Raw genomic sequence first — 23529 nt, forward strand, 5'->3', positions numbered from 1 at the left:
CGTGGCCGCCGCCGCTGATCGAGGCGACCTCGAAGGAGAAGGCCTGCGGAGTCCGGCCGGGAGGATCCCGATCCGCTCAGGCAGGGCCTGACGTGGCGGCCCCGAGCTGTCCGGTGGCCCGGAGGACCGCCCCGGCGAACCGGCTCAGCGGAAGATCGGAGAGCTCCCGCCGCTCGAACCACCGGACCTCGGTGAGTTCGTCGCCGTCCGCAACCGGGGTTCCGGCGACGATCTCGGCCTCGTAGGCGGCGGTGACGTACGCGACCCGATCGCCGTTCGGATAGCTCACCTCGTAGTCCGGGCCACCCAGTACGTCGAGAAGTCGGCGCAACCGGACTTCGACCCCGATCTCCTCCCGGGCCTCCCGTACGGCCGCCTCGGCGGGCGACTCGCCGAACTCGACCGCGCCGCCCACCAGCCCCCAGCCGTCGTGGTGTCCGCGATGCCGGACCAGCAGCAGCCGGTCCGCCGCGTCGACGGGCAGGACCGAGGCGGACGGCAGCAGCAGTAACTCGGACCCGACGGCGGCACGTAACCGGGCGATGTGCGGGGGAACAGGCATACCCGCAACCGTAGGGCCGCCGGACCGGTCCGGGTTCAGTGTGCGGGTACCGCCTTGCGACGGCGTTGCGTGGCGGCGAGGATGGCGCCGAGCACCGCGAGGACCGCGCCGGCACCCATCGCCACGTCGGCCGGGTCGCCGAGCCGGAGGCCGCCGGACGCGACGGAGACGACCAGGGCGAGTCCGAGCGCCGAGCCGACGTACCGGGCGGTGTTGCTGGCGCCGGATCCCATCGCGATGTGGTCGGACGGCACGCTCTCCACCGCCAACCTGGCCAGCGTCGCGTTCAGCACACCGCTGCCGATGCCGGCCACGAACAGGCCGGGTAGCGCCCGCAGCCAGGTGCCGGACGCCACCAGGCCGAGCAGTGCGAGATCACCGGCCGCCGCGAGCAGCAGGCCGAACACCAGCAGCCCCCACAGGGCCCGGCCGGCGGTGAACCGGCGCATCTGTAGGGAGACGACGAACGACGTACCGGCCCAGACGGCGAAAACCCCGGCGGTGAGCAGTGGTCCCAGTCCCATCGACCGTTGCAGCAGCGTGGGCAGGAAGCTCATCGGACCGATCACCGCCAGGCCGGTGCTGAGGCCGCCGAGGATGGAGAGCCGGAACAACGGCGAGCGGAACAGGGCGAGTTCCAGCATCGGCTGGCGTCCCCGGTGCTCGACCAGGACGAACGCCCCGAGCAGCAGTACCCCGGCCGCCAGGGGGATCCCGACGGCGGGACGTAGCCAACCGCTCCGCGCGGCGGTGAAGGCGACCAGCAGCAGGGTCACCCCGACCGCCAGGGTCGCGGTGCCCGACCAGTCGATCCGGCGCGACCGGGTCGACCGCGACTCGCTCATGCTCCGGACACCGAAGATCGCCACGCCGGTGGCGGCGACCGCCGCCAGCACGTAGTACGCCCGCCAGCCGCCGACGACGGCCAGGCCGGCCGAGGCGAGCGGGCCCAGCGCGATTCCGGCGCCGAGCGTGGCACCCCAGCGGCCGGTGGCTTTCGCCCGGTCCGGTCCCGATGGGAAGGCGTGGCCGAGAAGTCCGAGTCCGGCCGCGATGATCGCCGCGCTCGCGGCACCCTGGAGCACTCGGGCGGCGATGAAGAGCACCGGCTCCTGGGCCACGGCGCAGCCGACGCTGCCCAGGGCCAGCAGGGCCGTACCGACGGCGAAGATCCGTCGCCGGCCGTGGTTGTCGGCGATGCTCCCGACCACCAGGAGCGTCGCCGACAGGCCGAGCGCGATCCCGTTGAGCAGCCAGACCTGCGCGCCGGGCCCGGCGCCGAGACCGGCCGCCGTCTGCGGCAGCACGATCATCGGGGCGGTGTAGGTCATCAGGGCCAGCAGGGTGCCTGCGCAGACCACGAGCAGGGTCGCGAGGTCCCGCCGGGGTTCGGTCCGGTACCCGGGAACGGTCGCCAACACCGCCATCTCCACCTCCTGGTTCAGTCAACGAACTCGTACCCTACCAGCTAGATTCACTGAACGAACTGACTCCGCGGTAGGATCGGTCCGTGGCCCTAGGGAAGAACTACGAGCGTCAGGACTGCTCGTTCGCCCGCGCACTGGAGTTGCTGGGCGAGCGCTGGACCCTGCTCCTGGTCCGGGACGCCTTCTACGGCGTACGCCGGTACGCCGACTTCCTCGCCCACCTGGACATCCCCCGGGCGGTGCTGGCCGAACGACTCCGCACCCTGACCGAGGCCGGCGTACTGGTCCGGCAGCGCTACTCGGACTCGCCGCCCCGGGACGAGTACCTGCTGACCGATCGGGGCCGGGAGCTGTGGAGCGTCTTCTACCCTCTGGTCCAGTGGGGCGAACGGCACCTCTCGACCGCCGGTCCCCGGCGGCTGTTCGCGCACGCCCCCTGTGACGAGTTGCTCGACCAGACCGGCGCCTGCCGGGGATGCGGCCGACTCGCCCCGCCGGACGAGGTCGAGGTGCGGCCCGGGCCGGGCGACCAGTCCGACCTGCGCGACGATCCGGTGACCGAGGCGCTGCGCCGGCCACACCGACTGCTCGAACCGCTGCTCTGAGCCCCCTGCCGCCCGGTCCCGCCTCGGACGACAGGGCGAGACCGGAACGGACTGGTCGACAGGTACCCGAAACGGTCTTTCCCGGGCTTGTCCGGCGATAGGCTCGGCGACGTGCGCGCCAGCATCGACGAGGATCCCCGGCTGCGCCCGGTGACCGCCGCGGACCGGGTCTGGACCGGCGTGACGACCACGGGCGACGGCCGGGTGTTCGTGAGCTTCCCCTCCGCCGACGGCCCCGGGGTCCAGGTCGGGGAGGTCGTCTCCGACGGCCGGATCACCCCGTTCCCGAACGAGGCATGGAACGAGGTACGGGCCGACCACGACCCGGACGGCGCCTTCGTACACGTGAACGGGCTGCGGATCGGGCCGGACGGCAACCTCTGGATCATCGACGCCGGCAGCCCGGGGATCGGCCTGCCCGTCGTACCCGGGGGCCCGCGGCTGATCGTGGTCGACACCGACACCGCGACGGTCGTCCGGATCTACGATCTCGCCCCGGCGCTGCGGGAGCGCAGCTACGTCGACGACCTCCGGTTCAACGGTCGGATGGGTTACCTGACCGACGCGGGCGCACCCGGTCTGCTCGTGCTGGACCTGGAGACCGGGACGTGCCGGCGGCTGCTCGACGGGCACCCCAGCACCGTCGCCCGCCGCCCGCTGCGGGCCGACGGGGAGATGCTGCGCGACATGGACGGCAAGGAGCTGCGGATCCACGCCGACCAGTTGGAGGTGTCGCCGGACGGCCGATACCTCTACTACCAGCCCGCGTCCGGGCCGATGTACCGAATCGAGACCCGCTGCCTCGACGACCCGGCCATTCCGGCCGAGGTGGTGGCCGAGCGGGTCGAGCCCTGGGTGGACACCCCGACCACCGGCGGCACCGCGATCGACGCCGCCGGGGTGATCTATCTGAGCGATGTGGACCGGCGCCGGATCCTGGCGATCGGGCTCGACCGACGGATGGAGACGCTGGTGACCGACCCCCGGCTGGTCTGGGGCGACGCGATGTGGCTCGACGGTACGGGGCAGCTCTGGATCCCGGCCGCCCAGCTCAACCGGACCCCGGGCCTGGCCGGCGGCCGGTCCAGCGTCGACTACCCGGTCTGGGTCTACCGGCTTCCGGTCAACGCCGTGCCACCGGCCAACGACCACAGCTGACCGGGCTCACAGCCGACAGCGACGCCGGCTACCGCCCGACCCGGTGGGGCGGCACGCCTCCACTCCCGCCGGCGCGACCCGACGGTGACCGGATGCGATCCGCCAGAAACCGGCCGTTATGCCTCTGCTATTCTTCTGCTTCGATATGTAGGGGTACGGTCCAGTTCGGCGTGGCTCTGCCGTAGTGGCGAAAGTGGCACTGCTGTGGCGGACTCGACGGGGAGGGTCGGGGCGTATGTCTGTCGTGCCCGCTGCCCGAACGCCGGAGCCCGTGGAACCGTCCCCGGCGGTGTCGACGGACCCGCCCCTGCCGCTCGTGACGGAGATGCCGGCGGCCAGCGCCCTCGACTGGGTGTTCACGGTGTTTCCCGCCATGCTCCGGCTGACCTGCGCGGTCGCCTGCGCGCTGGCGGCACTCGCGGTGCGTACCCCGCCGGTCTCCACCCCGCTGCTGGTCGTCGTGGTGACCCTGCTGACCGGCTGGTCACTGCTCTTCGCCGCCTGGATGGTGTGGCGCGACGCCCGGGGTCTCGTGATGGCCGTCGACATCGGCCTGACCGTCGGCACCTGCCTGCTGATCCGGCACCTGGTGGCCAGCGAGGTACTCCCCGGCGAGGTGAGCTGGGTGGCCATCCAGGCCAGCACCTCCGTCATCATCGCCCAGTTCGTCCTGCCGATGAGCCGGTCGATACCGGCCGGTCTCCTGGTGGCCGCCGCGTACGGCCTGGGCGCGCACCTCGCGGGCAACGACGACGAGGCGATCGGCCACCTGGTCACCCTCACCGTGCAGACCGGCGCCACCGCCGCCCTCGCCAACGTGGCCCGGCGCAGCAGCCGGCTCGCCGACGCCGCGTTCGCCGGCTACCAGCAGGCGGCCGGGGCGGCCCTGTCCGCGCGGGCGGCCCGGGAGGCCGAGCGCCAGCAGAACCGGGATCTGCACGACACCGTCCTGTCCACCCTGACCGTCGTCGGGCTCGGCGGGGTCGGCGGGCAGACGCCGCTGTTACGCAAGCGGGCCGCGTCCGACCTGCGTACTCTTGCCGCCCTGGCCGGGAGCCGGGAACCGGCGTACGTGCCGTCGCCCGCTGCCGACCCGCTCGGCGGGGGCCGGGTCATCGCCCTCGACCAGCGGCTGCGGCTGCTCCTCGGCCGGCTGCCGGAACTGCGCGCACACGTCACGCTGGAGCCGTGTGAGGTGCCCGCACCGGTCGCCGAGGCGATCGCACACAGCGCCGCCGAGGCGTTGTCCAATGTGCTGCGGCACGCCCCAGGCGCCACCGCCTCGGTGCGGCTGACCCGGGCCGGTCAGGCGGTGTCGGTCGAGGTGGCCGACGACGGCCCCGGCTTCGACCCGGAAACGGTGCCACGGCACCGGTACGGCCTACGCGAGTCCGTACACGGCCGGATGGCGACTGTCGGCGGCCGGGCCGAGGTCGAATCCGCGCCCGGACGCGGCACCCGGATCCGGTTGGAGTGGTCCGATGTCGACTGAGCTGGCCGGACGGGCCGCCGGTGAGGTCGCCACCACCGTCGAACGGGGACCCCGGATCGCGGCGGTGGTCATCGCCTTCGGCTGGCACGTCGTCATCAACCTGCCGGCCGTGCTGGCCCAGTGGCCGGACTACCGGCTGCCCTGGGTCGTCGGCGCCGGCTGGCTGCTCTTCAGCCTGGTCGGGCTGATCGCCGCGGCGAACCTGCTGCACGGCACCCCGGCACCGACGTGGCCACTGATCGGGGTACTGCTCCTGGTCGACGTGGCGGTCTTCGCCTGCACCCCGGCGTCGGCACTGTTCGACTCCGCGAACTTCGGCTGGGCCACGCTCGGCTGGTTCGTCGTACTCCTGCTCTGGAGTCGCCGGATCCCGGCGCTGGTCGCGGTGCTGGCCGTCGGCGCGGCCATCGCCCTGGTGGCGGTGCTGGCCGTCCGGGGCGACGACCCGGCCGACCTGAGCCGGTACGCCATGTACGTCTACGGCACCGCCACGCTGCCCATCGCGATGATGATCGCCGTGAACCTGCTCAGCACCCTGGCCGGCAGTACGGCCCGGGCGGCGGCCGCCCGGACGGCGATCGAGACCGAGCGGGCCGCCGCCGGTCTGGTGCACCGGGCCCGTCGGGACCGGCTGGCCGCGCTGGACCGGACCGCCGGCGCGATCCTGGTCGAGTTGGCCGAGGGGCGGGCGGACCCGGCGGATCCGGCCGTCCAGCGACGGTGTGCGTTGGAGGCGTCCCGGCTGCGGCGGCTGATCGCCGAGTCCGACGACGTACCGGATCCGCTGCTGCACGAGCTGCGGGCCTGCGTCGACGTCGTGGAACGCAACGGCGTACCGGTCGACTTCGTGGCCGTCGGCACCCTTCCGCCGCTGCCGGTGGAGATCCGCCGACAGCTCGCCGAACCACTCACCACGACCCTGGCCGCCGCGACCCGGTGGGCCCGGCTGACCGTGGTGGCCCAGCCGGAGGAGGTCGTGGTGAGTCTGACCACAGCCGGCACGTCAGCGATGCCGTCCGAGCCGGCCGGCGGCGTCGGTGACACCATCGGGATGCCCGGCGGCGACCAGCCCGGCGGCGAGGTCGAGTACGTCTACGAGGAGAACGAGGAACTGGTATGGGTGCAGACCCGGTGGCGGGCGTGACCCCGGAGGGATCGCGGATCACCGTCGCGATCGTCGACGACCATCCCGTGGTCATCGAGGGAATCCGCTCGTGGTTGGCCACCGAGTCCCGGTTGGCGGTGGTGGCGACCGGCGAGGACCCGGACCTGGTGCTCGCCGCCGGTCAACCGCCGGCCGACGTGATCCTGCTCGACCTGCGGCTGCACGGGCGGATGGTGATCGACAAGGTCGCCGAGCTCAGCGGCGCGGGCCGACGGGTCGTGGTCTACTCCGAGCACACCGACTCCGACACCATCCTCGCCGTCCTCGACGCGGGCGCGGTCGCCTTCCTGGCCAAGCACGAGGGGCGGGAGCACTGCGTACAGACCGTTCTCGCGGCGGCGAGCGACCGCCCGTACGTGCCTCCGGCGCTCGCCGGTGCGATCGTCGGCGACCGGCGCTCGGGTCGGCCCGTACTGTCCGACAAGGAACGTGAGGCGTTGCTGCTCTGGTTCCAGTCGATGTCGAAGGCGTCGGTGGCGCGGCGGATGAAAATCAGCGAGCACACCGTCAAGCAGTACGTCGACCGGGCCCGGATCAAGTACGCCCGGGCCGGAAGGCCGGCCGCGACCAAGGCCGCCCTGCTCGCCCGGGCGATCGAGGACGGTCTCGTCCGGGCCGATGAGATAGGCAACTAGCGGTTTCGTAGTGCCCGCGCGGCCAGTAGATCCACCCTGCATCGCCCAACGGTCACCCCCCGGATCGGCCGAGCGTCCGACCCCCTAACAACCGTCGTGACAGGCGATCCGAAGTCCGCCAGCCTTATTGGTAAGACGTCCCGAAACGGGAGGCCCCCCGCAATGACCGAGAACGCGTCCCCGTTCTTCATCCGGCCCTACCGCTTCGACGACCCGGACCCCGACGACACCTACTTTCCCCGCCTCGACTGGCACCGTCGACTCGTACTGGACGCCGACGAGCAGGTGCTGTGGCACGACCAGATCGAAGTCGCCGGGTACCTGCTCACCCCCGGCGGCGGTGTCGACGAACTGGCCTGGACCCTGCCCCGGCAGGCCGAGGTCGTGGTCACCGACCGACGACTCACGTACGTCTGCGCGGACTGCCACATCGGACCCGCGCCCGGCTTCCGGGCGGACCCGCGACACCGGCGCCGCAGCGGTCCGGTCGGCACCCGGCTGGTGACCGGACAGATCCGTTGGCAGTGGCCGTCCGCGCTCCGGATCGTCCGTCCGGTGGACGAGGCCGGCGGCGCACCCGTACGGGACGACGCCGAACGCCTGCTCGTGGTCTGCGACGCGGTACGCGCGACCGGCCGGCCCGCCCTCGCGCTCTCCGGTGGTCCGCTCGAATCGGCGCAGGGCATACGGCGGCTGGCCACCGTGATCCGGCGAGCGGTGGCCGGGTTCCGGCTCGCCAACCCGGCCATGGTCGAACTCGCCCCACCGGAGTGGGACGCACTGATCGCCCGGGCCGGAATGGCGCTGTTCGCCGATGCCCTCGCCGACCCTCGCCGGGGCATCGACCTGCCCGGCGCGCTGCCGGTCGAGTTCGCCCACCGGGACGACTACTACCGCCGATCGCTGCGGCGCCGCAACGCGCCGGCACCGAGCCGGAGCACCTCGACGCCCGGGGCGAATTCGGCGGCGCCGGGGGCGAACACGACGGTACCGGGGACGAACTCGCCGGCACCGAACCGGAACCAGTCGCCAGCGAACCGGAACGCCTCGGCACCGGGGCGGCTCAGCGCCGCGCCGAGCCGTCGGCCGGAACGGCAGCCCGGCTCCGCCTCCTGATCCGGACACCGCAGCCTTCCGATCCGGGCACCGCAGCCTCCTGATCCGGACACCACGGCCTGCCGATCCGGACACCGTGGCCTCCTGATCCGGACACTGCGGCCTCCGGCGACCAGCGCCACCCGAACCGCCGACATCGGCGTAAGCCGGTAGGTGTCGCCGGGGCACCGGCTGGGTACCCGGGGACGCCGACGTCGAGGAGGCGGACATGGACAAGCCGGCCGACCGGTCGAACGGGTACGGCCGCCCGCTGGACCGTCTCCCCTGGCTGCTGCGCTGGGTCGTACTGGCCAGCGCCTGCCTGCTCATCGTCACCGCCGGGGCGTACGTCCTGGCGCAGATCGCGATCCGGCTCGCCCCGCTGAGCATCGCGCTCGCCGCCACCCTGTTCCTCGCCGCGCTGCTCGACCCGGTGTCCAGTCGACTGCGCCGGCACCGGGTACCGCCCGCGCTCGCCGCGCTCGCCGCCCTGCTGCTGTTGCTGGGCCTGCTCGGCGGTGCCGTGGTGCTGATCTGGCGGCTGACCGCCGATCAGTTCTCCGACCTGGCCCAGCAGTTGGACCAGGGACTGGACCGGACCCGGGACTTCCTCACCTCGGCGCTGCCGGTCAGCCGCGAGCAACTGGACCAGTGGGCCGAACGCGTCAGAAGCGGGTTGCAGAAGTCCGCTCCCGATCCGATCAGCGGCGCGGCCACCCTCGCCGAGGCGGCCGGCGGACTCCTGCTCGTCCTGGTGCTGTTGTTCTTCCTGTTGAAGGACGGCCGCCCGATGTGGCGGTGGGTGCTGAAGTGGACCTCCGACGGGGCCCGTCGGCGGACCGAGGCGGCCGGCCGCGCCGGCTGGCATACGTTGGGCGCCTACACCCGGGGCACGATGTTGATCGCCGCGATCGACGCGGTCGGGATCGGGATCGCCCTGGTCGTGCTGCGGGTGCCGCTGGCCCTGCCGCTCACCGTGATCACCTTTCTCGGCGGCTTCGTGCCGATCATCGGTGCCACCGTCGCCGGCAGCATCGCGGTGCTCGTCGCGCTCGCCGCCAAGGGGCCGACCACCGCGCTGCTCGTACTGGCGGCGGTGATCACCGTCCAACAACTGGAGGGCAACCTCCTCGAACCGCTGATCATGAAACGACAGGTCCGGCTCCACCCCGTGGTGGTGTTGATCGCCGTCACCGCCGGCACGCTGCTCGGCGGCATCGTCGGCGCGTTCGTCTCGGTGCCGATCACGGCGGTGATCTACAACGTGGTCAGCACGATCGCCATGGATCGCCGGTCCAGAGCCGCGCCCGGCACGCCCGGCGGCGCCGACGACCCCGACGGCGTTGACAAACCCGACGGCGCCGACAACTCCGACGGCGTTGACAAACCCGATGGTGCTGACGAACCCGACGGAAACTCCGACGATCGCGGAGACTCTGACAATCGTGGAGACTCCGGTACCGCCGGCTCCGATGGCGTCGACTCCGGGACCGGGGCCGCCGGCCGGAAGAGGTCCGACGGCGCCGATTAGGGGGTTCGGGTCAGGGGGCGCCGAGCCGCTCGTGCAGTTCGCCGCCGGTCAGGTCGGCCAGGTAGAGCGGGGAGCCGGGCTGCTGCCGGCGCCCGTCGGCGAGGCCCCCGGCGTCGACCGGCTCGAACCCGACCTGCTCGATCAGGGCGGAGACCCGCCGTTTCGCGTCGACGTCGTCGCCGGAGACCGGCATGCCGTACCGCTGCATGGCGGAGGACTGTCGGCCGTACTCGCGCAGGTGGTCCCAGCGCATCGTGTTGAACGTCTTGACGAGCCGGGCGCCGCCGAGATGCCGCTGGAGCAGTTCACTGGAGGTGGTCCGGCCCTCGTCGAGTTCCGGATAGTGTCCGTCCCGCTCCGGGTAGTAGTTCCCGGTATCGATCACGGTCTTCCCGGACATCGGATCGGCGGGCACCTCGGTGTGGCGCCCGAACGGCACGGAGACCACCACCACCTCGCCGAACCGGGCCGCCTCCTCGACGGTGGCCGCCCGCACCCGCCCGTCCAGTTCCTCGGTCAGCCCACGAAGCGTCTCCGGTCCCCGGGAGTTGGCCACCACCACCTCGTGGCCGGCCTTGCTGAACAGCCGGGCCAGGGTGCCCCCGACGTGTCCGGTGCCGACGATGCCGATCCGCACGACCGCCCCTCCCTCCGCCGTCCGGGCGGCTACCCGGGCAGGCACCCGTCAAACGCCGGCGCCCCGGTCGGCCCGCCCGGCGCATAGGCTCTGAGCAGTACCGCAGTACCGCAGGCCTGTGCAGGCCGAGGGGGTGACCGATGGCGACCGAGCCGAGTTCGCAGTTCGTCGCGTACCGTCCGGCTCCGGCGCTGCGCCCGTTCCTCGCCGGGTACGTCGGATACCGGGAGGTGGGGATTCCCCCGGGCCGGCATCGAGGGCTGCCGTCGCCGTACCTGACGATGATCGTCACCCTCGACGAGCCGCTCGTCATGGCCGCCCATCCGGACCCGGCCACCCCGCCGGGCCGGTACGACACGCTCGTCGGCGGCCTGCACACGGCACCCGCGCTGGTCGAGCACGACGGTCGCCAGTCCGGCGTCCAACTGGCGCTGTCACCGCTCGGCGCCCGGGCGTTGCTCGGTCTGCCGGCCGGCGAACTGACCAACACCGACCTCGATGCCGGTACCCTGCTCGGTCCGCTCGCCCGCGAACTGCACGAACGGATCCGGGCCGCCCCGACCTGGGCCGAGCGGTTCGCGGTGCTGGACCGGCTGCTCCTGCGGCGCCTGGATGTCGAGACCCGTCCCCGCGACGAACTGATGTGGGCCTGGCGACGGCTACTGGCGACCGGTGGTGGCGTATCAATGTCGGAACTGGCCGGGGAGGTCGGCTGGAGTTCCCGCTACCTCAGTCGGTGTTTCGGGATGGAGATCGGATTGAGTCCGAAGCGGGCCGCCCGGGTGGTGCGGTTCGACCGGGCTCGCCGGCTGCTCCAACGCCGGGCCGGCGCCGGCCGGGCCGGCGGACTGGCCGAGGTGGCCGCCACCACGGGCTACTACGACCAGGCGCACCTCGACCGGGACTTCCGGGCCTTCGCCGGTTGTCCGCCGAGCCGCTGGCTCGCCGAGGAGTTCCGACTCGCCGACGAGTTCCAGGACGTCGAGGAGTTCCCGGCCGTCGACGAGTTGTCGACCAGCGACGAGTTCCCGACCGTCGAGGAGTTCCAGGCCTTCGACGGATCCTCCGGCCGTTGACGAGTTCCGAAACGTCCAAGCCGGGTCGGCGGCCGGAGCGCCAGACTCGGCGGCATGACAGTTGATCCGCCACCGCCACAGGTCTGGCCCACGGTTCGCGCCCGGGACGCCCGGAAACTGATCCGGTTCCTCGTCGACGCCTTCGGCTTCGAGGAGGTCATGGTCAGCGCCGAGGGCGACCTCGTGCACCACGCCCAACTCCGCTGGCCGCCCGGCGGCGGAATCATGCTGGGCAGCGTCCGCGACGATCCGGAGGACCGGTGGCCGCTCCAGCCGGGCACCTTCGGCGGCTACGTGGTCACGGACGACCCGGACGCGCTGTGTACCCGGGCGATCGCGGCCGGCGCCGAGCTGGTCCAGGAGCTACGGGACACCGACTACGGCTCGCGTGAATTCCTGGTACGGGATCCGGAGGGCAACCGCTGGTCGTTCGGCACCTATCGCGGCGAGCCGTACCGGTCCTGATCGCCACGGGCCGTACGGGCCACGCCGAACGGATCGACGCCGATCGGGGGCGAGCCGGCGCTGATGACCCGGGGCGGGGTGGGCAGTTCCCGCGCCCCGCCCCGGGTCGCCGCTACGCGGCGCTGTACGCCAGGCAACGCTCCAGCTGGTAGCTGTCGTCGTGTCCCCAGTACTCGGCGATCCGGTCGCCGTCGATCCGGATGATGTCCACTCCGCAGGCCGTCCCGTCGACCCGCCGATGTGCACCGATGGGACCGTCGCCTCCGTCGTCGGTACGGGTCCAACGGCCGGCGATCAGGTCGGGCCCGATGATGGGGCCGACCCCGACGGTCAGCCGCGCGTCCGGATGGCGGTCGTGTCGCGCCGACAGCCAGCCGACGAGTGCCTGCCGCCCGTCGAGGTGTTCCGGGCCGTCAGCGGTTGCCGGCAGGTGGGCTGCCACCGTGGGGGCGAGGATCTCCTCGACGAGCGACAGGTCGCCGTTGCGCAGCGCCATCCAGTTCGCCCAGAGCATCGGCCGGAAGTCGACCGGGGCGAGGGCCGAGCTGTGGTTGGTGTTGATGGTCATCGCGAGAATTCCTCCCGTGGGCGGTGGTCCGACCCGGCTCACCGCTACGGCGGTGACTCGAGCCGATCTCGTCAGCACCATTCTCGTAGGTGGTCAGGACAGCATCCTGTCCGCTTTTCTCGACGAATCCGCACTTCCGGGCAGCCGGAGGCGGGTCGCCGGCAGGTCGAGTCCCGCCTGCCAGACCCGGTCGATCGACCTGCGCGGCGCGACCTCGTCGGTGACGGCCGCCTGACGCATCCGGTCCAGCCGGAATCCCCGCACCTCCTGCCGGAGCCGGCACCAGCCGACGAGATACCACAGGCGGCCGGCGCCGAGCAGCTCCACCGGCTCGATGAGCCGGGAGGACGCCGTTCCGTGCCGGTCCACGTACTCGATCGACAGCACCGTACGGCTCAGCACCGCGTCCCCGGCGGTCCGTAGCACCTGCCGGGCCGGCGCGGGCTCCGGCCCGGACGGGGTCAGCCGGATCCGGTCCGCGACCTCGCGTACCGCGTCCACATCAGACTGCGACATCACGGCGAGGATCTTGCAGAGCACCGAACGCGCCGCGTCGAGGAACGGGGTGTCGACCATCGTCTCCAGCGCGACGGCCGCGGCGATCGCCTCGCGCGGGGTGATGTTGACCGGCGGTAGCGTGTAGGTCCGGTCCAGCGCGTAGCCGCCGCCCCGCCCGAGCTCCGGATAGATGGGTACGCCGGACTCCTGCAGGGCACCGATGTCCCGCCGGATCGTGCGCGCGTCAACCTCGAAACGTTCGGCGAGCCAGCGCGCGCTGCGCGGTCTGGGTGCGACCGCACGCAACTCTTCCACCAGGGCGTAAAGCCGATCGGTACGGTTCACCTGCCGACTCTATCGATGGGGTACGACGTTTCCGCCGGCCCTTTCCACCGGCTGTGGCTACCGGACCGGCAGGTCCGGCCCGACCCCGCCGAGGTGGTGCCGCCGGTGCCAGCGCGTCCAGTCGCGATGATGTCCGGTCGCGCCGACGAGCGGACGGCGCTGGGGCTCGCAGTTCCTTCGCATCCGGTTTGAGCTGGCTGGAGGAGTTGCTGCTGCCGCGTACCCTGACGTCGCGCCTGGCCTCACTTCGAGACGCTGGAGTCGTCATGTCATTCACCGCTGCTGTTCGTTCGGTGCTCTCCCAGTATGTCGGGTTCGGCGGGCGGGCTCGCCGCGCCGAGTACTGGTGGTTCTTCCTCTTCTCGGTCCTCGTCGGCATCGTGACCTCGATCCTCGATTCCGTGCTGGGCACCGACTTCGAAGGGTCGAGTACGTCAGGTGGCCTTCTGAACCTGATCGCCAGCCTGGCGCTCTTCCTGCCGTCGCTGGCGGTCGCCGTGCGGCGCCTGCACGACACCGACCGTTCCGGCTGGTGGATTCTGATCGGCCTGATCCCGCTTGTCGGTGCGATTGTCCTGCTGGTGTTCTTCGTGCAGGACGGCACGTCCGGTCCGAACCGCTTCGGTCCCAGCCCGAAGTACGACCCCGTACCCGGCTGGGCCGCCTGACGATGATGCCCGCGTGTCGGTGGTAGTTGGTGGCGTCAGCGCGCGGAACAGTCCGGCCGCATGTTCCGTGCTTGAGCCTCCGTGCTCTGTACCGTACGGTCGCCGGCATGTTGGGCGTGCACTTCGCCATCACCACAGAGCAGGAGCACTCACTGCTTGCGGCTGACGGCGATAACGACACGGTGAGCGAGCTCCTCGATGAGATAGAGGAGTCGTGGAGCGATGGCCGGTTGAAGGTCGATACCGACAAGGCTTGGGACGCCATCCATCGCTGCCTGACCGACGGCACGCTGGGCCCGGACGCCGGCGAGTATCCGCTGTCCCACGTGGTCCTCGGCGGGCGGCATCTCCACGACGAGTACCACGTCGTATACGTCAGTGCCCGCGAGGTCCGGAGCGTGGCCGATGCCCTGCTGCCTGTGGACCGAGCGTGGCTTCGCGGCCGGTTCGATGCGATCGACGACACCGACTACGACGGCACACATGACGACGCAGATTTCGAGTACACCTGGGACAACTTCGTCGATCTCCAAGCGTTCTATGATCGAGCCGCTGCCGCAGGACGCGCGGTGCTCTTCACCGCGACCTGAGCCAGAGTCCGGTGCGCTCGTCTGCCACGCGGAGGGCGTTGACATTGACTATGTGTGGTCACGCACAGTGAGGTGTAACTACCTATCACGCCTCTGGCCCCAGTCCCGCCTCCGCTGATCGTGTCATTCTCCGTGCGGTGGTAGCCGCATACCTGGGCCGGTAGTGCGGTGACACGCGCCTACACACCCAGTCCGACCTGCGCGTCTACCTGACCTGGTGCACCAATCACGACTTGGAGCCGCCAGCTGCTGCGCACAGCGGACATCGATCACTGCGGGAACAAGAGCCTCAACTCCATGTATCGTCTCGATATATCGGTCCGATACTTGAAATGCAGTGCGCTAGGCGCACGGATAGGGGCAGACGATGGAACACGGCACCCGCGACGATCTCCTTGGCCGGCTGGCCGAGGAGATCGGGTCCGCCACGACCAACCACCCGCTACGGGTCGCCATCGACGGGCCGCCGGCCGCCGGCAAGACCACGCTGGCAGACGAACTCGAAGTCGTCCTCCACACGCAGGGTCGCGAAGTCATCCGCGCGACGATCGAGGGCTTTCTCTTCCCCCGGGCACAGCGCTATCGACGCGGCCAGTACTCGGCAGAGGGCTGCTACTTCGATGCCCACAACCGCGACGCCATGTGTCAGGTGCTGCTCGATCCGCTGGGCCCGGACGGAGACCGAAGGTTCCGGACAGCGGTCTACCACCGGGAAACGGACACCACACTGTCCCTCCCAGTCGCCACGGCCCCCGCGGACGCCGTGCTGCTCTTCGACGGCGTCTTCCTCCTACGTCCAGAGCTGATCAACCGATGGGACCTGAGCATCTTCATGTCCGTCACGTTCGATCGGACACTGGATCGCGCCCAGGCCCGAGGCACGGCACTCGCCGGACTCGCCGCCGACACAACCGAGATCGAGCGGTCCTGGCGCAACCGCTACATCCCCTCCCAGCAGCTCTACTTCACGCAGGCCCGCCCGACCGACCACGCGGACATCATCGTGAACAACGACGAGCTCCAGCAGCCCGCCTGGGAAGTCAGACCGCACGGATCGGTACACAGGAATTGACCCGGATCATCCGTCGGCGATTACAAGGCCCAGGCGCCTGACAACCGGCATCCAGGAATGCCTCACCAAGCGCATCCCGTCACACTCGCTGATGGTGGACTACTCGCCGAGCCACGACAGGGACGTCGCTGGCCGTTCGTCCATGGACCCATCACGGACCCGCCACACGGCGGCCCCGCCGCGTTCGTCGGTGATCAGGAACAGTCCGACAGGGCGATCACCGTCATCGTCGACCGGCGGCATCCCGGCCAGCTCGGTGACCTGTTCACGAAGCCAGGGCAGCTCAGCTTCGCGGATGTCACCGCCGTAGAAGAGGTACAGCGTCCAGTTGAACGGCGCTGCCGGAAAGGCCCAGCCACCGGAGTAGAGATTGTGATGGTGCCGCCGGACGATCCCTTCAGCGGTGCTGCGCTGTTTGAAGTCGAGCTGCAGCCAGCCGCGGGCCGACGCGTACATCCCCATGTCGCCCCACTGTAGGACTAGGTACCGCATCCTGATCTCCGCACCGGCCGGTACGCCGATCCGGCGCTCAGGACGGTCCCGCGCTGCCCACCAGACCGGGTGCGTCGGCCAGCCGCAGCACGATGCTCGCCAGCGCGGGCGTACGGGTGTCCCGGGGATCGCTGAGAATGTCCGCCCAGAACCGGGCGTCCCGCGCGGCGTCGGCGTTACCGACCTCGTCGTACGCCCGGGCCAGCATGGCGAGGGTCGCCGCCCGCGCCGACGGCATGCTCATCTCCTCGAAGGTCCCGGCGCAGCGGCGCAGTACCTCGACGGCGGCCTCGGCCCGCCCCTCGCCGATCCAACTGACCGCGAGGTCCCGGGCCAGTCCGGTGGCCCACGGCCGGTCGCCCAACTGCACCGCCAGGTCGTGGCTCTGCTGGAGCCGGTGCACCGCCTCCGCCCGCCGGCCCAGGCAGACCGCTGCCGAGGCGAGATGACGCAGCGCCGCCAACAGCACGTACCGGTCGCCCACGGTCCGGAGCAGGTCCACCGCCCGCTCGGCGGCGGCGTACGCCAGCGACGGCTCGCCGCGCAGCAACCGGGTCACCGCGAGCGCGTTCAGGCACCGCGCCGTGACGATCTCCGCAGCGCCCAGTTCACCGGCCTCCTCCACCGCCGCCCGGTCCACCTCCAGGGCCTCGTCGAGCCGACCCAGCCCCCGGTAGGCGGCGGAGAGGACCGGGGCGGCCAGCAGGGCACCCAGCGGATCCCCCTCGGCCCGGAACAACTCGACCGCCCGTCCGGCCGTCCGCGCGGCGTCCTCGGCCTGGTTCTGATAGTCGTGCAGCACCGCCTGGTCACTGAGCAGGCAGGCCAGGCCGTGCCGGTCGTCGAGCCGCTCGAACCGGGCCCGTCCGCTGCTCAACCGCTCGGCCGCGCCGAGCAGGTCGCCCCGGGCCAGCCGCAGCACCCCGGTGACGAACTCGGTACGCGCGACCGTCCGATCGTCGCCGCACCGCTCGGCCGCCTGTCGGGCCAGCCGCTGCACGACCTGCAACTTCGTCCAGTGGCCGTGCACCCAGAGGAAGGGCGCGAGCCGCCTGGCGAGCACGATCGCCTCCCGGTCGGCGGCACCGTCCCACGCCTGGCCGAGCAGACCGAGCAGGAAGTCGAGTTCGGCCGTGAGCCAGCCGACCGGATCGACGGCGATCCGCTCGGTGACGTTCTGGCGGGACCGGACCGGCTCCGGCGGTTCCTCCAGCCGGGCCCAGGTCAGGGTCCGGGGCAACCCACGGGCGGCGATTCCCGCGAGGGCGATGGCCGCCGCCAGCACGCGACGCCGGGCCCGCGACCGCCGCCCGTCCCCCACACCGTCCCGGGTCGCCGACCGGTCCCCCACAGCCGAAGCCGACCGGTTCTCAGCAGCCGAAGCCGGCCGGTCTCCCGCGGCCGAAGCCGACCCGTCCCCCACAGCCGAAGCCTGCCGGTGCGACCCGTCCGTGCCGGCGAGTTCCTCGGCGTAGACGCGCAGCAGATCGTGCAGGCGGTAACGCGGCTCGGCGCCGGGCACCGAACGGTCCACCTCCAGCAGGCTGGCCTCTACCAGTTCGTCGAGGACCCGGTCGACGTCGGCGTGGTCGAGCAGTTCGGCGACCGCCCAGGACGCGAAGCTGACCGGCCCGAGCGAGCCGAGCAGGCCGAACGCCTCCCGGGTTGCCGGCGGGAGCGCCTGCACACTGAGCGCGAGGCTGGCCCGTACCTGCTGGTCACCGGCGGCCAGTTCGTCGAGGCGCTGCCGTTCGTCGTCGAGCCGGTCCGCCAGGATCGCCAACGGCCAGGATCGGGTGACGAGCCGAGTACCCGCAATCCGTACCGCGAGCGGAAGGTTGCCGCACGCAGCGGCGATCCGGGCCGCCTGGCCGGGCTCCTCCGCCACCCGGTCCGATCCGACGACGTGGGCCAGCAGCGCCCGCGCCTCCTCGTCGGTGAGAGGACCGATCGGCAGGTGCCGGGCGTCGATCAGGCCACTCAACCGGCGACGGCTCGTGGTCAGCACGGCGCTGCCCGGCGTACCCGGCAACAGGGGCCGGACCTGCGCGGCGGTCGCGGCGTCGTCCAGCACGACGAGCACCCGCCGGTCGGCGAGCCGGGCCCGGTAGGCCGCGGCGAGGGCGGAGAGGTTCTGCGGCAGGGCCGATCCGGGTACGCCCAACACCCGCAGCAGGTCGGCCAGGACGGCGGCGGGATCCCGGGGCGCGGCCGAGGCGCCGGTGAGGTTGACGAAAAGCTGCCCGTCCGGGAACCGGGCCCGGAGCCGGTGCGCCGTCACCACCGCCAGGGCGCTCTTGCCCACCCCGGGCTGACCCGACACCGCCACCACCGGTACGCCGCCGGCATCCGCCCGCAGCAGTTCCTCGATCCGGTGCAGGCTGCCGGTACGGCCGACGAACCCCGACAGTGCCGGAGGCAGCTGGCAGACCGGAAACGGTGACCGGGCGACCGCCCCGGACCGGTTCGGGCGGGAGATGGAGGGCTCCTCGCCGCGCAGGACCGCCTGGTGCAGCCCGCGAAGCTGCGCGCCCGGCTCGATACCCAGCTCCGTCACCAGCGTCTCGCGGGCGTGCTGATAGGCCGCCAGCGCCTCGGCCCGGCGACCGGCCCGGCACAGCGCGACCATCAACTGCCCGTGCGGCCTCTCCCGCAGCGGCTGTTCGGTCACCAGCCGGTGCAACTCGGCGAGCACCGGAGCGAGGTCGGCGTCGGCGGCGAGGTCGGCGTCCACACAGTCCTCCTGTGCACCGACCCGCTCCAGCTCCCAGCGGGCGAGTTCGGGCTCCAGGGTCGGCACCGACAGATCGGCCAACGGCCGTCCCCGCCACTGCCGGAGCCCGCGCCGGAACCGCTCCGCCGCGGTGACCGGATCGCCCGCCGCTAATGCCGCCCGCCCGATGGCGACCTCGCGCCGGAACACCAGCACGTCGACGTCGTCGGTGTCGACCCGGAGCAGATAGCCGTCGCTGCGGTGTTCGATGACCACGCCCGGCAACCGGTCCCGCAACCGGGAAACGTACGTCTGGAGGTTCGACGCGTACGAGGCCGGTGGTCGGTCCGTCCACAATGCTTCCACGAGGCGGTCGACCGTCACCACCTCTCCGGCGCCGACCAGCAGAACGCCGAGCACCGTCCGCTGGTGCCGACTGCGCAACACCAGTTCGGCGCCGGTGTCCGCGCAGACCCGCAGTGGTCCGAGAACCCCGAACTTCACTCGCCGTCTCCCCGCACCGCCGTCGGCAAATCACGGACATGGAACCGTACTACGGGCCCGAACAGGGATCCGACCCGTCGGAGCCGGGCGGCTGGCGTACCCGTGTGGTGACTGTGTGGCGGGCCTGCCCAAGCTGCTAGAGGCCCACACGGGGGACGGGTCGGCCGACGGGGGCGGAACCGAACAACGGGGAGGCGGGACCGCCCTCGCGGCGGCCCCGGCCGGTTGGGTTGGGCGGCCCGTCGGGGGGCGGGCCGCCAGGTCAACGGGGGGCGTGGTGACCGACCGGGCGCAGGCCCGGGCGGCACCGCGCGGCCCCACTCTCCGCAGCCGCCGCAGCCCGGATCCCTCAACGGTTCCGGCCCGGATCTGGCAACGGCTGCGGCCCGGATCTGACCACGATCGCGCCCCGGATTTTCCCGCCGTTTTGGCCCGGGTTCCTTAGCCGTCTACGAAGCGATTCTTAAGACTCGGCTAAGCGGGCCGCTCAGACTGGTATCCCGCGCGGTAAACCTGTACACCTTGTCCGTGACTCGTCGTCGGGATGTCGATACGGCGGAGCCGCTCACCGAGTGGGTGACGGGTCTGCTGCCAAAGGTGTCGTCCGAAGATCCCTACGACCGGCCGGCGGGGGGACGGAGCCGCGACCCCGAATTCGAGCCGTACCCATCGCCCGAACCACCCCGCCCGGGTGGCGGGTGGTCGACGACGGAGCGGAGCCGCGAGCCGCGTTCGTACGCCCAGGACGCCCCGGACCACCGTCCCGGGCCCGGCGGTGGCCTGGATGCCCGCCACCGGGAGACCGCGGAGGTGGAGCCGTACGACCGCAGTGGTCGGCTCTTCTTCCACATCGTCTTCTGGTCGGCGCTGGCCACCAGTGTCGAGCTGTGGTGGCTGAACACGCCGTCCGAGTCGATCAGAACCACCGCCGACATCCTGATCGCCGGTGGCCGGCTCACCGGCATGGTCGGCGGCTTCCTGCTGCTCGCCCAGGTGCTGCTGATGAGCCGGGTACGCTGGCTGGAACGCTGGATCGGGGCGCACTCGCTGCTCATCTGGCACCGGGAACTCGGCGCCTTCCTGCTCCTGGCCATCCTCGCCCACGCCGGACTGATCGCCGTCGGCTACAGCAAGCTCACCAACGAGCCGGTGGTGGCCGGCACCTGGCGGCTGCTGAACACGTACGAGGACATGCTCAGCGCGACGTTGGCCACCGGCATCCTGATCGGGATCGCGCTGCTCGCCATCCGGGCGATCCGCCGGATGATGAACTACGAGCTCTGGTACTACCTGCACCTGAGCACCTACCTCGTGCTGCTGTTCGGCTACGGCCACCAGTTCGCCGCCGGGCAGGAGCTGTCCAAGCCCGGCTTCGGCCGGTACTTCTGGGCCGGCCTGTACTTCTTCGTCATCGGGTGCGTCCTCTGGGGACGGATCATCTCGCCGATCGCCTTCAACATGCGGCACCGGCTGCGGGTCGAGGACGTCGTCCCGGAGGCACCGGACATGGTGTCGATCTACATCTCCGGAAATCGGCTCGACGAGCTCGACGCCCGGGCGGGGCAGTACTTCCGCTGGCGGTTCCTGACCAAGGGCGGCTGGTGGCAGGCGCACCCGTTCTCGCTCTCGGCGGCCCCGAACGAGCAGTGGCTGCGGTTGACCGTCAAGGTGGTCGGCGACCACACCGAGTCCCTCCAGTACCTGGAGCCCGGCACCCGGATCTTCGCCGAGGGGCCGTCCGGGGTGTTCACCGCCGACCGTGCGATCCGGCCCAGGGCCCTGCTCATCGCCGGTGGCAGTGGCATCGCGCCGATCCGGGCCCTGCTGGAGGACCTGCCCGAGCACACCGTGGTGATCTACCGGTCCCGCAGCGAGGACGAGCTGCTGTTCCGGGACGAGCTGGACTGGCTGGCCCGGGCCCGCAACGCCCAGGTCTGGTACGTCATCGGTTCCCGGGAGGACCCGGCACCCCGGCACCTCTTCACCGCCAAGGGCATGCGGGAACTCGTCCCGGACGTACGTCGGCGGGACATCTACCTCTGTGGACCTCCCGGCCTGGTGGACGTGTCGATGCGTACCATGCGCAAGCTCCGGGTCCCGCGTCGACAGATGCATCTCGACCCGTTCGAATTCTGATCCTTCCGCCCCACCCCCTACGGAGGTAGATCCCGTGCGTCGCGCCGCGTTCGCCGTACTCGGTACCGCCATCGGCACCGTCCTGCTGATCGGTGCCAAGCTCGGCACCCCGACCTCAGGTGCCGACACCCAGGTCGCGCTGGAGGAGACCGCCGACGAGACCGCCGCCACCCCCACGGCGACCGCCAAGGCCCCGGCCGGCAAGAAGACCACCCCGCCGCCCGCGAAGAAGCCGCCGGCGAGTGGACTGGTCGACGGCACCTTCGCCGGAGCCAACGCCAAGTACGACTACGGCACCATCAAGGTCACCATCACCGTCAAGGCCGGCAAGGTGTCGGACGTCGACGCCAGCTACCCGGACGAGGACCCGACCAGCGCCGGGATCAACGAGAACGCGATTCCGAAGCTGCGCCAGCAGGTGCTCGCCGCGCAGAGCGCCGCCAAGATAACCACGGTCTCCGGGGCCAGCCTGACCAGTGCCGCGTACAAGGCGTCGTTGCAGTCGGCGCTCGACAAGGCGAAGGCCTGAGCCGATGGGTGCCGCAGGGCTGCGCCGGGTCGAGCAGATCATGGGTACGCCGATCAGTGTGCAGCTCACCGACCCACTTCCGGCACGCCGGCTGGAGGAGTTGGCCGAGCAGACCTTCGACTGGTTCCGCGAGGTGGACCAGCGGTTCAGCACCTACAAGGAGGACAGCGAGGTCAACCGGTTCGACCGGGGTGAACTCGCCCTCGCGGACGGCTCCGCCGACCTGCGGCTGGTCGTCGAGGCCTGTGCGGACCTGTGGCGGGACACCGACGGCTACTTCGACGCGTACGCGACCGGGCGGTTCGATCCGTCCGGTTTCGTGAAGGGCTGGTCGGTGCAGGTGGCCTCGGACCGGCTGCTCGCCGCCGGCTGTCGCTCGCACTGGATCAACGCTGGTGGGGACATCCGGGCCCATGGCGGCCCCCGTCCCGGTGAGCCGTGGCGGATCGGGGTCCGGCACCCGTGGCAGCCGGACAAGGTCTGCTGGGTGCTGGGCAGCACCGACTTCGCGATCGCGACCTCCGGCACCTACGAGCGGGGATTCCACGTCATCGACCCGTACCGGGGCGAGCCGGCCACCGGGCTGACCTCGGTGACCGTGGTCGGCAAGGATCTCGGCCGGGCCGACGCGTACGCCACCGCCGGGGTGGCGATGGGGCGGTCGGGGCTGCGTTGGCTGGCCGAACTGCCCGGCTACGAGGTCGGCATCGTCACCTCCGACGAGCTGAGTTACCGCTCGGACGGCTTTCCGGTGCTGCCGGGCGAACCGGCGGGACCGGCACCGCTGCCGGGCCGGTCCGACCTGGCGGACCAGCCCGTACCGAGGATCGGGTAGCGCCCTCAGGCGTGGCCGGTGACGCCGTCGGCCGCCAATGGGGAGCCGTCCAGCCGCGGGTCGCCGAGGAAGCGTGACCAGCGACCGCCGCCGAGCAGGCCGCCCTCCCGGGCGAACTGCGGCACCGTGGTCAGCAACCCCTCGGTGCCGTACAGCGCCGCCGCCAGCCCCGGTTCCAGCGTCCGCTCGCCGGTGGGAAACGGATGCTGGCGGTGGGCGGCGCGGAGCAGCCGGGCACCGCTCACGGTCCGGCGGGGCAGGAACCAGCTGGCGATTCCACCGAACGCCAGCACCATGACCAGTCCGGTGCCGACGCCGACCAGGTCACCGGCGACCAGCCGGGTGACCAGCATCGGCGGCACCAGCACCAGCATCGCCGGCAGCAGGAACCGGTGCCAGGCCGGGCGGAGCAGGCCGAGCCCGATCAGGCCCTCGCGCTGCTCGGCCAGGGCCCGCCGGACCCGGTGCTGGTTGGCCACCTCGCGCGGTGCCATCGAGCCGTAGAGCGCGCCGAACAGCGCACGTTCCAGCGGCTCGACGCCGGCCGGCAGGACGCCGGTCCGCCGGAGCCCACCGGGGCGGTCGGCCACCACCAGACCCCGGACGTGCAGCTTGACCAGCGCGGTCCGGACGGCGGCCCACGCGCCACCGCTCAGGTAGCCGAGGTCCGTCGTGCTGGCGTCCGATGGATCCGTCATACCTTCCAGTATGGAACCCCCGCGCACCTGGTT

23 protein-coding genes are annotated in these 23529 nt (G+C 71.6%); 15 read left to right on the forward strand and 8 right to left on the reverse strand.

The features are described 5' to 3' along the window. Positions 1 to 76: 76 nt before the first annotated feature. A complete protein-coding gene (locus tag H4W31_RS05165; protein ID WP_192765594.1) occupies positions 77 to 562 on the reverse strand; it encodes an NUDIX domain-containing protein in 486 nt (161 codons plus the stop codon). A gap of 35 nt (positions 563 to 597) precedes the next feature. Then, positions 598 to 1989 (reverse strand): MFS transporter, encoded by a 1392-nt coding sequence (locus H4W31_RS05170; RefSeq protein WP_192765595.1) that lies wholly within the window; start codon positions 1987 to 1989, stop codon positions 598 to 600. Between the two features lie 83 nt (positions 1990 to 2072). Between H4W31_RS05170 and H4W31_RS05175 the strand changes: the two genes are divergently transcribed. The 7 genes from H4W31_RS05175 (at position 2073) to H4W31_RS05205 (ending at position 9670) form a co-directional block, all read left to right on the forward strand. Beyond that, entirely contained in the window at positions 2073 to 2594 is a 522-nt protein-coding gene (locus H4W31_RS05175; protein WP_192765596.1) for a winged helix-turn-helix transcriptional regulator, read from the forward strand. 111 nt (positions 2595 to 2705) lie between these two features. After that, positions 2706 to 3752: an L-dopachrome tautomerase-related protein gene (locus H4W31_RS05180; protein WP_192765597.1), complete on the forward strand. Its 1047-nt coding sequence runs from the start codon at positions 2706 to 2708 to the stop codon at positions 3750 to 3752. Positions 3753 to 4077: 325 nt separating this feature from the next. Next, positions 4078 to 5244, forward strand: coding sequence for a sensor histidine kinase (locus tag H4W31_RS05185; protein ID WP_192771857.1), 1167 nt, complete (start codon positions 4078 to 4080; stop codon positions 5242 to 5244). After that, on the forward strand, positions 5234 to 6388 hold the full coding sequence (locus tag H4W31_RS05190) for a hypothetical protein (RefSeq protein ID WP_225945398.1): 1155 nt from the start codon (positions 5234 to 5236) through the stop codon (positions 6386 to 6388). The genes H4W31_RS05185 and H4W31_RS05190 overlap by 11 nt, the downstream gene beginning before the upstream one ends. Continuing rightward, positions 6361 to 7044, forward strand: coding sequence for a response regulator transcription factor (locus tag H4W31_RS05195; RefSeq protein ID WP_192765598.1), 684 nt, complete (start codon positions 6361 to 6363; stop codon positions 7042 to 7044). The genes H4W31_RS05190 and H4W31_RS05195 overlap by 28 nt, the downstream gene beginning before the upstream one ends. A gap of 162 nt (positions 7045 to 7206) precedes the next feature. After that, on the forward strand, positions 7207 to 8160 hold the full coding sequence (locus H4W31_RS05200; RefSeq protein ID WP_192765599.1) for a hypothetical protein: 954 nt from the start codon (positions 7207 to 7209) through the stop codon (positions 8158 to 8160). Positions 8161 to 8368: 208 nt separating this feature from the next. Beyond that, on the forward strand, positions 8369 to 9670 hold the full coding sequence (locus H4W31_RS05205) for an AI-2E family transporter (protein WP_192765600.1): 1302 nt from the start codon (positions 8369 to 8371) through the stop codon (positions 9668 to 9670). 10 nt (positions 9671 to 9680) lie between these two features. Here the strand turns inward: H4W31_RS05205 and H4W31_RS05210 are convergent, their stop codons facing one another. After that, positions 9681 to 10307, reverse strand: a complete 627-nt coding sequence (locus tag H4W31_RS05210) for an NADPH-dependent F420 reductase (RefSeq protein WP_192765601.1) — start codon at positions 10305 to 10307, stop codon at positions 9681 to 9683. A 140-nt stretch (positions 10308 to 10447) separates the two neighbouring features. On the opposite strand from H4W31_RS05210, the gene H4W31_RS05215 reads away from it, so the two are divergent. Together H4W31_RS05215 and H4W31_RS05220 are read left to right on the forward strand one after the other, a co-directional pair. Further along, complete coding sequence (locus tag H4W31_RS05215; RefSeq protein WP_192765602.1) at positions 10448 to 11383, forward strand: helix-turn-helix domain-containing protein; 936 nt, start codon at positions 10448 to 10450, stop codon at positions 11381 to 11383. 54 nt (positions 11384 to 11437) lie between these two features. Then, positions 11438 to 11848: a VOC family protein gene (locus tag H4W31_RS05220; RefSeq protein WP_192765603.1), complete on the forward strand. Its 411-nt coding sequence runs from the start codon at positions 11438 to 11440 to the stop codon at positions 11846 to 11848. Between the two features lie 112 nt (positions 11849 to 11960). Here the strand turns inward: H4W31_RS05220 and H4W31_RS05225 are convergent, their stop codons facing one another. Together H4W31_RS05225 and H4W31_RS05230 are read right to left on the reverse strand one after the other, a co-directional pair. Next, the gene (locus H4W31_RS05225; RefSeq protein WP_192765604.1) at positions 11961 to 12416 is read right to left on the reverse strand and encodes a nuclear transport factor 2 family protein; all 456 of its coding nucleotides are present in this window, start codon (positions 12414 to 12416) and stop codon (positions 11961 to 11963) included. Between the two features lie 93 nt (positions 12417 to 12509). Beyond that, complete coding sequence (locus tag H4W31_RS05230) at positions 12510 to 13259, reverse strand: helix-turn-helix transcriptional regulator (RefSeq protein ID WP_192765605.1); 750 nt, start codon at positions 13257 to 13259, stop codon at positions 12510 to 12512. A gap of 266 nt (positions 13260 to 13525) precedes the next feature. Between H4W31_RS05230 and H4W31_RS05235 the strand changes: the two genes are divergently transcribed. The 3 genes from H4W31_RS05235 (at position 13526) to H4W31_RS05245 (ending at position 15589) form a co-directional block, all read left to right on the forward strand. Then, positions 13526 to 13927, forward strand: coding sequence for a DUF805 domain-containing protein (locus H4W31_RS05235; protein ID WP_192771859.1), 402 nt, complete (start codon positions 13526 to 13528; stop codon positions 13925 to 13927). Between the two features lie 107 nt (positions 13928 to 14034). Beyond that, complete coding sequence (locus tag H4W31_RS05240) at positions 14035 to 14517, forward strand: YfbM family protein (protein WP_192765606.1); 483 nt, start codon at positions 14035 to 14037, stop codon at positions 14515 to 14517. 367 nt (positions 14518 to 14884) lie between these two features. Continuing rightward, on the forward strand, positions 14885 to 15589 hold the full coding sequence (locus H4W31_RS05245; protein WP_192765607.1) for a cytidylate kinase family protein: 705 nt from the start codon (positions 14885 to 14887) through the stop codon (positions 15587 to 15589). Between the two features lie 99 nt (positions 15590 to 15688). Here the strand turns inward: H4W31_RS05245 and H4W31_RS05250 are convergent, their stop codons facing one another. Continuing rightward, a complete protein-coding gene (locus H4W31_RS05250) occupies positions 15689 to 16081 on the reverse strand; it encodes a hypothetical protein (protein ID WP_192765608.1) in 393 nt (130 codons plus the stop codon). Positions 16082 to 16118: 37 nt separating this feature from the next. Then, positions 16119 to 19298 (reverse strand): AfsR/SARP family transcriptional regulator, encoded by a 3180-nt coding sequence (locus H4W31_RS05255; protein WP_192765609.1) that lies wholly within the window; start codon positions 19296 to 19298, stop codon positions 16119 to 16121. Between the two features lie 810 nt (positions 19299 to 20108). On the opposite strand from H4W31_RS05255, the gene H4W31_RS05260 reads away from it, so the two are divergent. From H4W31_RS05260 to H4W31_RS05270, 3 genes are read left to right on the forward strand one after another with little or no spacing between them, the layout of a single operon-like run. Then, on the forward strand, positions 20109 to 21434 hold the full coding sequence (locus H4W31_RS05260; protein ID WP_318783034.1) for a ferredoxin reductase family protein: 1326 nt from the start codon (positions 20109 to 20111) through the stop codon (positions 21432 to 21434). A gap of 34 nt (positions 21435 to 21468) precedes the next feature. Beyond that, a complete protein-coding gene (locus tag H4W31_RS44130) occupies positions 21469 to 21963 on the forward strand; it encodes an FMN-binding protein (RefSeq protein ID WP_192765611.1) in 495 nt (164 codons plus the stop codon). Between the two features lie 40 nt (positions 21964 to 22003). Next, positions 22004 to 22798 carry an FAD:protein FMN transferase gene (locus tag H4W31_RS05270; RefSeq protein ID WP_192771860.1) on the forward strand — a complete coding sequence of 265 codons (795 nt, stop codon included), beginning with the start codon at positions 22004 to 22006 and terminating at the stop codon, positions 22796 to 22798. A gap of 5 nt (positions 22799 to 22803) precedes the next feature. On the opposite strand, the gene H4W31_RS05275 is transcribed toward H4W31_RS05270, so the two are convergent. Further along, positions 22804 to 23496: a TIGR04222 domain-containing membrane protein gene (locus H4W31_RS05275; RefSeq protein ID WP_192765612.1), complete on the reverse strand. Its 693-nt coding sequence runs from the start codon at positions 23494 to 23496 to the stop codon at positions 22804 to 22806. Positions 23497 to 23529: the final 33 nt, after the last annotated feature.

The sequence above is a fragment of the Plantactinospora soyae genome, assembly GCF_014874095.1.
Classification (GTDB): Bacteria; Actinomycetota; Actinomycetes; order Mycobacteriales; family Micromonosporaceae; genus Plantactinospora; species Plantactinospora soyae.

What these genes read in the sequence shown, in the direction of transcription:
- H4W31_RS05165 (WP_192765594.1), bottom strand. Translation starts at nt 562, where the DNA reads ATGCCTGTTCCCCCGCACATCGCCCGGTTACGTGCCGCCGTCGGGTCC.
- H4W31_RS05170 (WP_192765595.1), bottom strand. Translation starts at nt 1,989, where the DNA reads ATGGCGGTGTTGGCGACCGTTCCCGGGTACCGGACCGAACCCCGGCGG.
- H4W31_RS05185 (WP_192771857.1), top strand. Translation starts at nt 4,078, where the DNA reads ATGCCGGCGGCCAGCGCCCTCGACTGGGTGTTCACGGTGTTTCCCGCC.
- H4W31_RS05190 (WP_225945398.1), top strand. Translation starts at nt 5,234, where the DNA reads ATGTCGACTGAGCTGGCCGGACGGGCCGCCGGTGAGGTCGCCACCACC.
- H4W31_RS05195 (WP_192765598.1), top strand. Translation starts at nt 6,361, where the DNA reads ATGGGTGCAGACCCGGTGGCGGGCGTGACCCCGGAGGGATCGCGGATC.
- H4W31_RS05200 (WP_192765599.1), top strand. Translation starts at nt 7,207, where the DNA reads ATGACCGAGAACGCGTCCCCGTTCTTCATCCGGCCCTACCGCTTCGAC.
- H4W31_RS05205 (WP_192765600.1), top strand. Translation starts at nt 8,369, where the DNA reads ATGGACAAGCCGGCCGACCGGTCGAACGGGTACGGCCGCCCGCTGGAC.
- H4W31_RS05215 (WP_192765602.1), top strand. Translation starts at nt 10,448, where the DNA reads ATGGCGACCGAGCCGAGTTCGCAGTTCGTCGCGTACCGTCCGGCTCCG.
- H4W31_RS05220 (WP_192765603.1), top strand. Translation starts at nt 11,438, where the DNA reads ATGACAGTTGATCCGCCACCGCCACAGGTCTGGCCCACGGTTCGCGCC.
- H4W31_RS05225 (WP_192765604.1), bottom strand. Translation starts at nt 12,416, where the DNA reads ATGACCATCAACACCAACCACAGCTCGGCCCTCGCCCCGGTCGACTTC.
- H4W31_RS05235 (WP_192771859.1), top strand. Translation starts at nt 13,526, where the DNA reads ATGTCATTCACCGCTGCTGTTCGTTCGGTGCTCTCCCAGTATGTCGGG.
- H4W31_RS05240 (WP_192765606.1), top strand. Translation starts at nt 14,035, where the DNA reads ATGTTGGGCGTGCACTTCGCCATCACCACAGAGCAGGAGCACTCACTG.
- H4W31_RS05245 (WP_192765607.1), top strand. Translation starts at nt 14,885, where the DNA reads ATGGAACACGGCACCCGCGACGATCTCCTTGGCCGGCTGGCCGAGGAG.
- H4W31_RS05250 (WP_192765608.1), bottom strand. Translation starts at nt 16,081, where the DNA reads ATGCGGTACCTAGTCCTACAGTGGGGCGACATGGGGATGTACGCGTCG.
- H4W31_RS05270 (WP_192771860.1), top strand. Translation starts at nt 22,004, where the DNA reads ATGGGTACGCCGATCAGTGTGCAGCTCACCGACCCACTTCCGGCACGC.
- H4W31_RS05275 (WP_192765612.1), bottom strand. Translation starts at nt 23,496, where the DNA reads ATGACGGATCCATCGGACGCCAGCACGACGGACCTCGGCTACCTGAGC.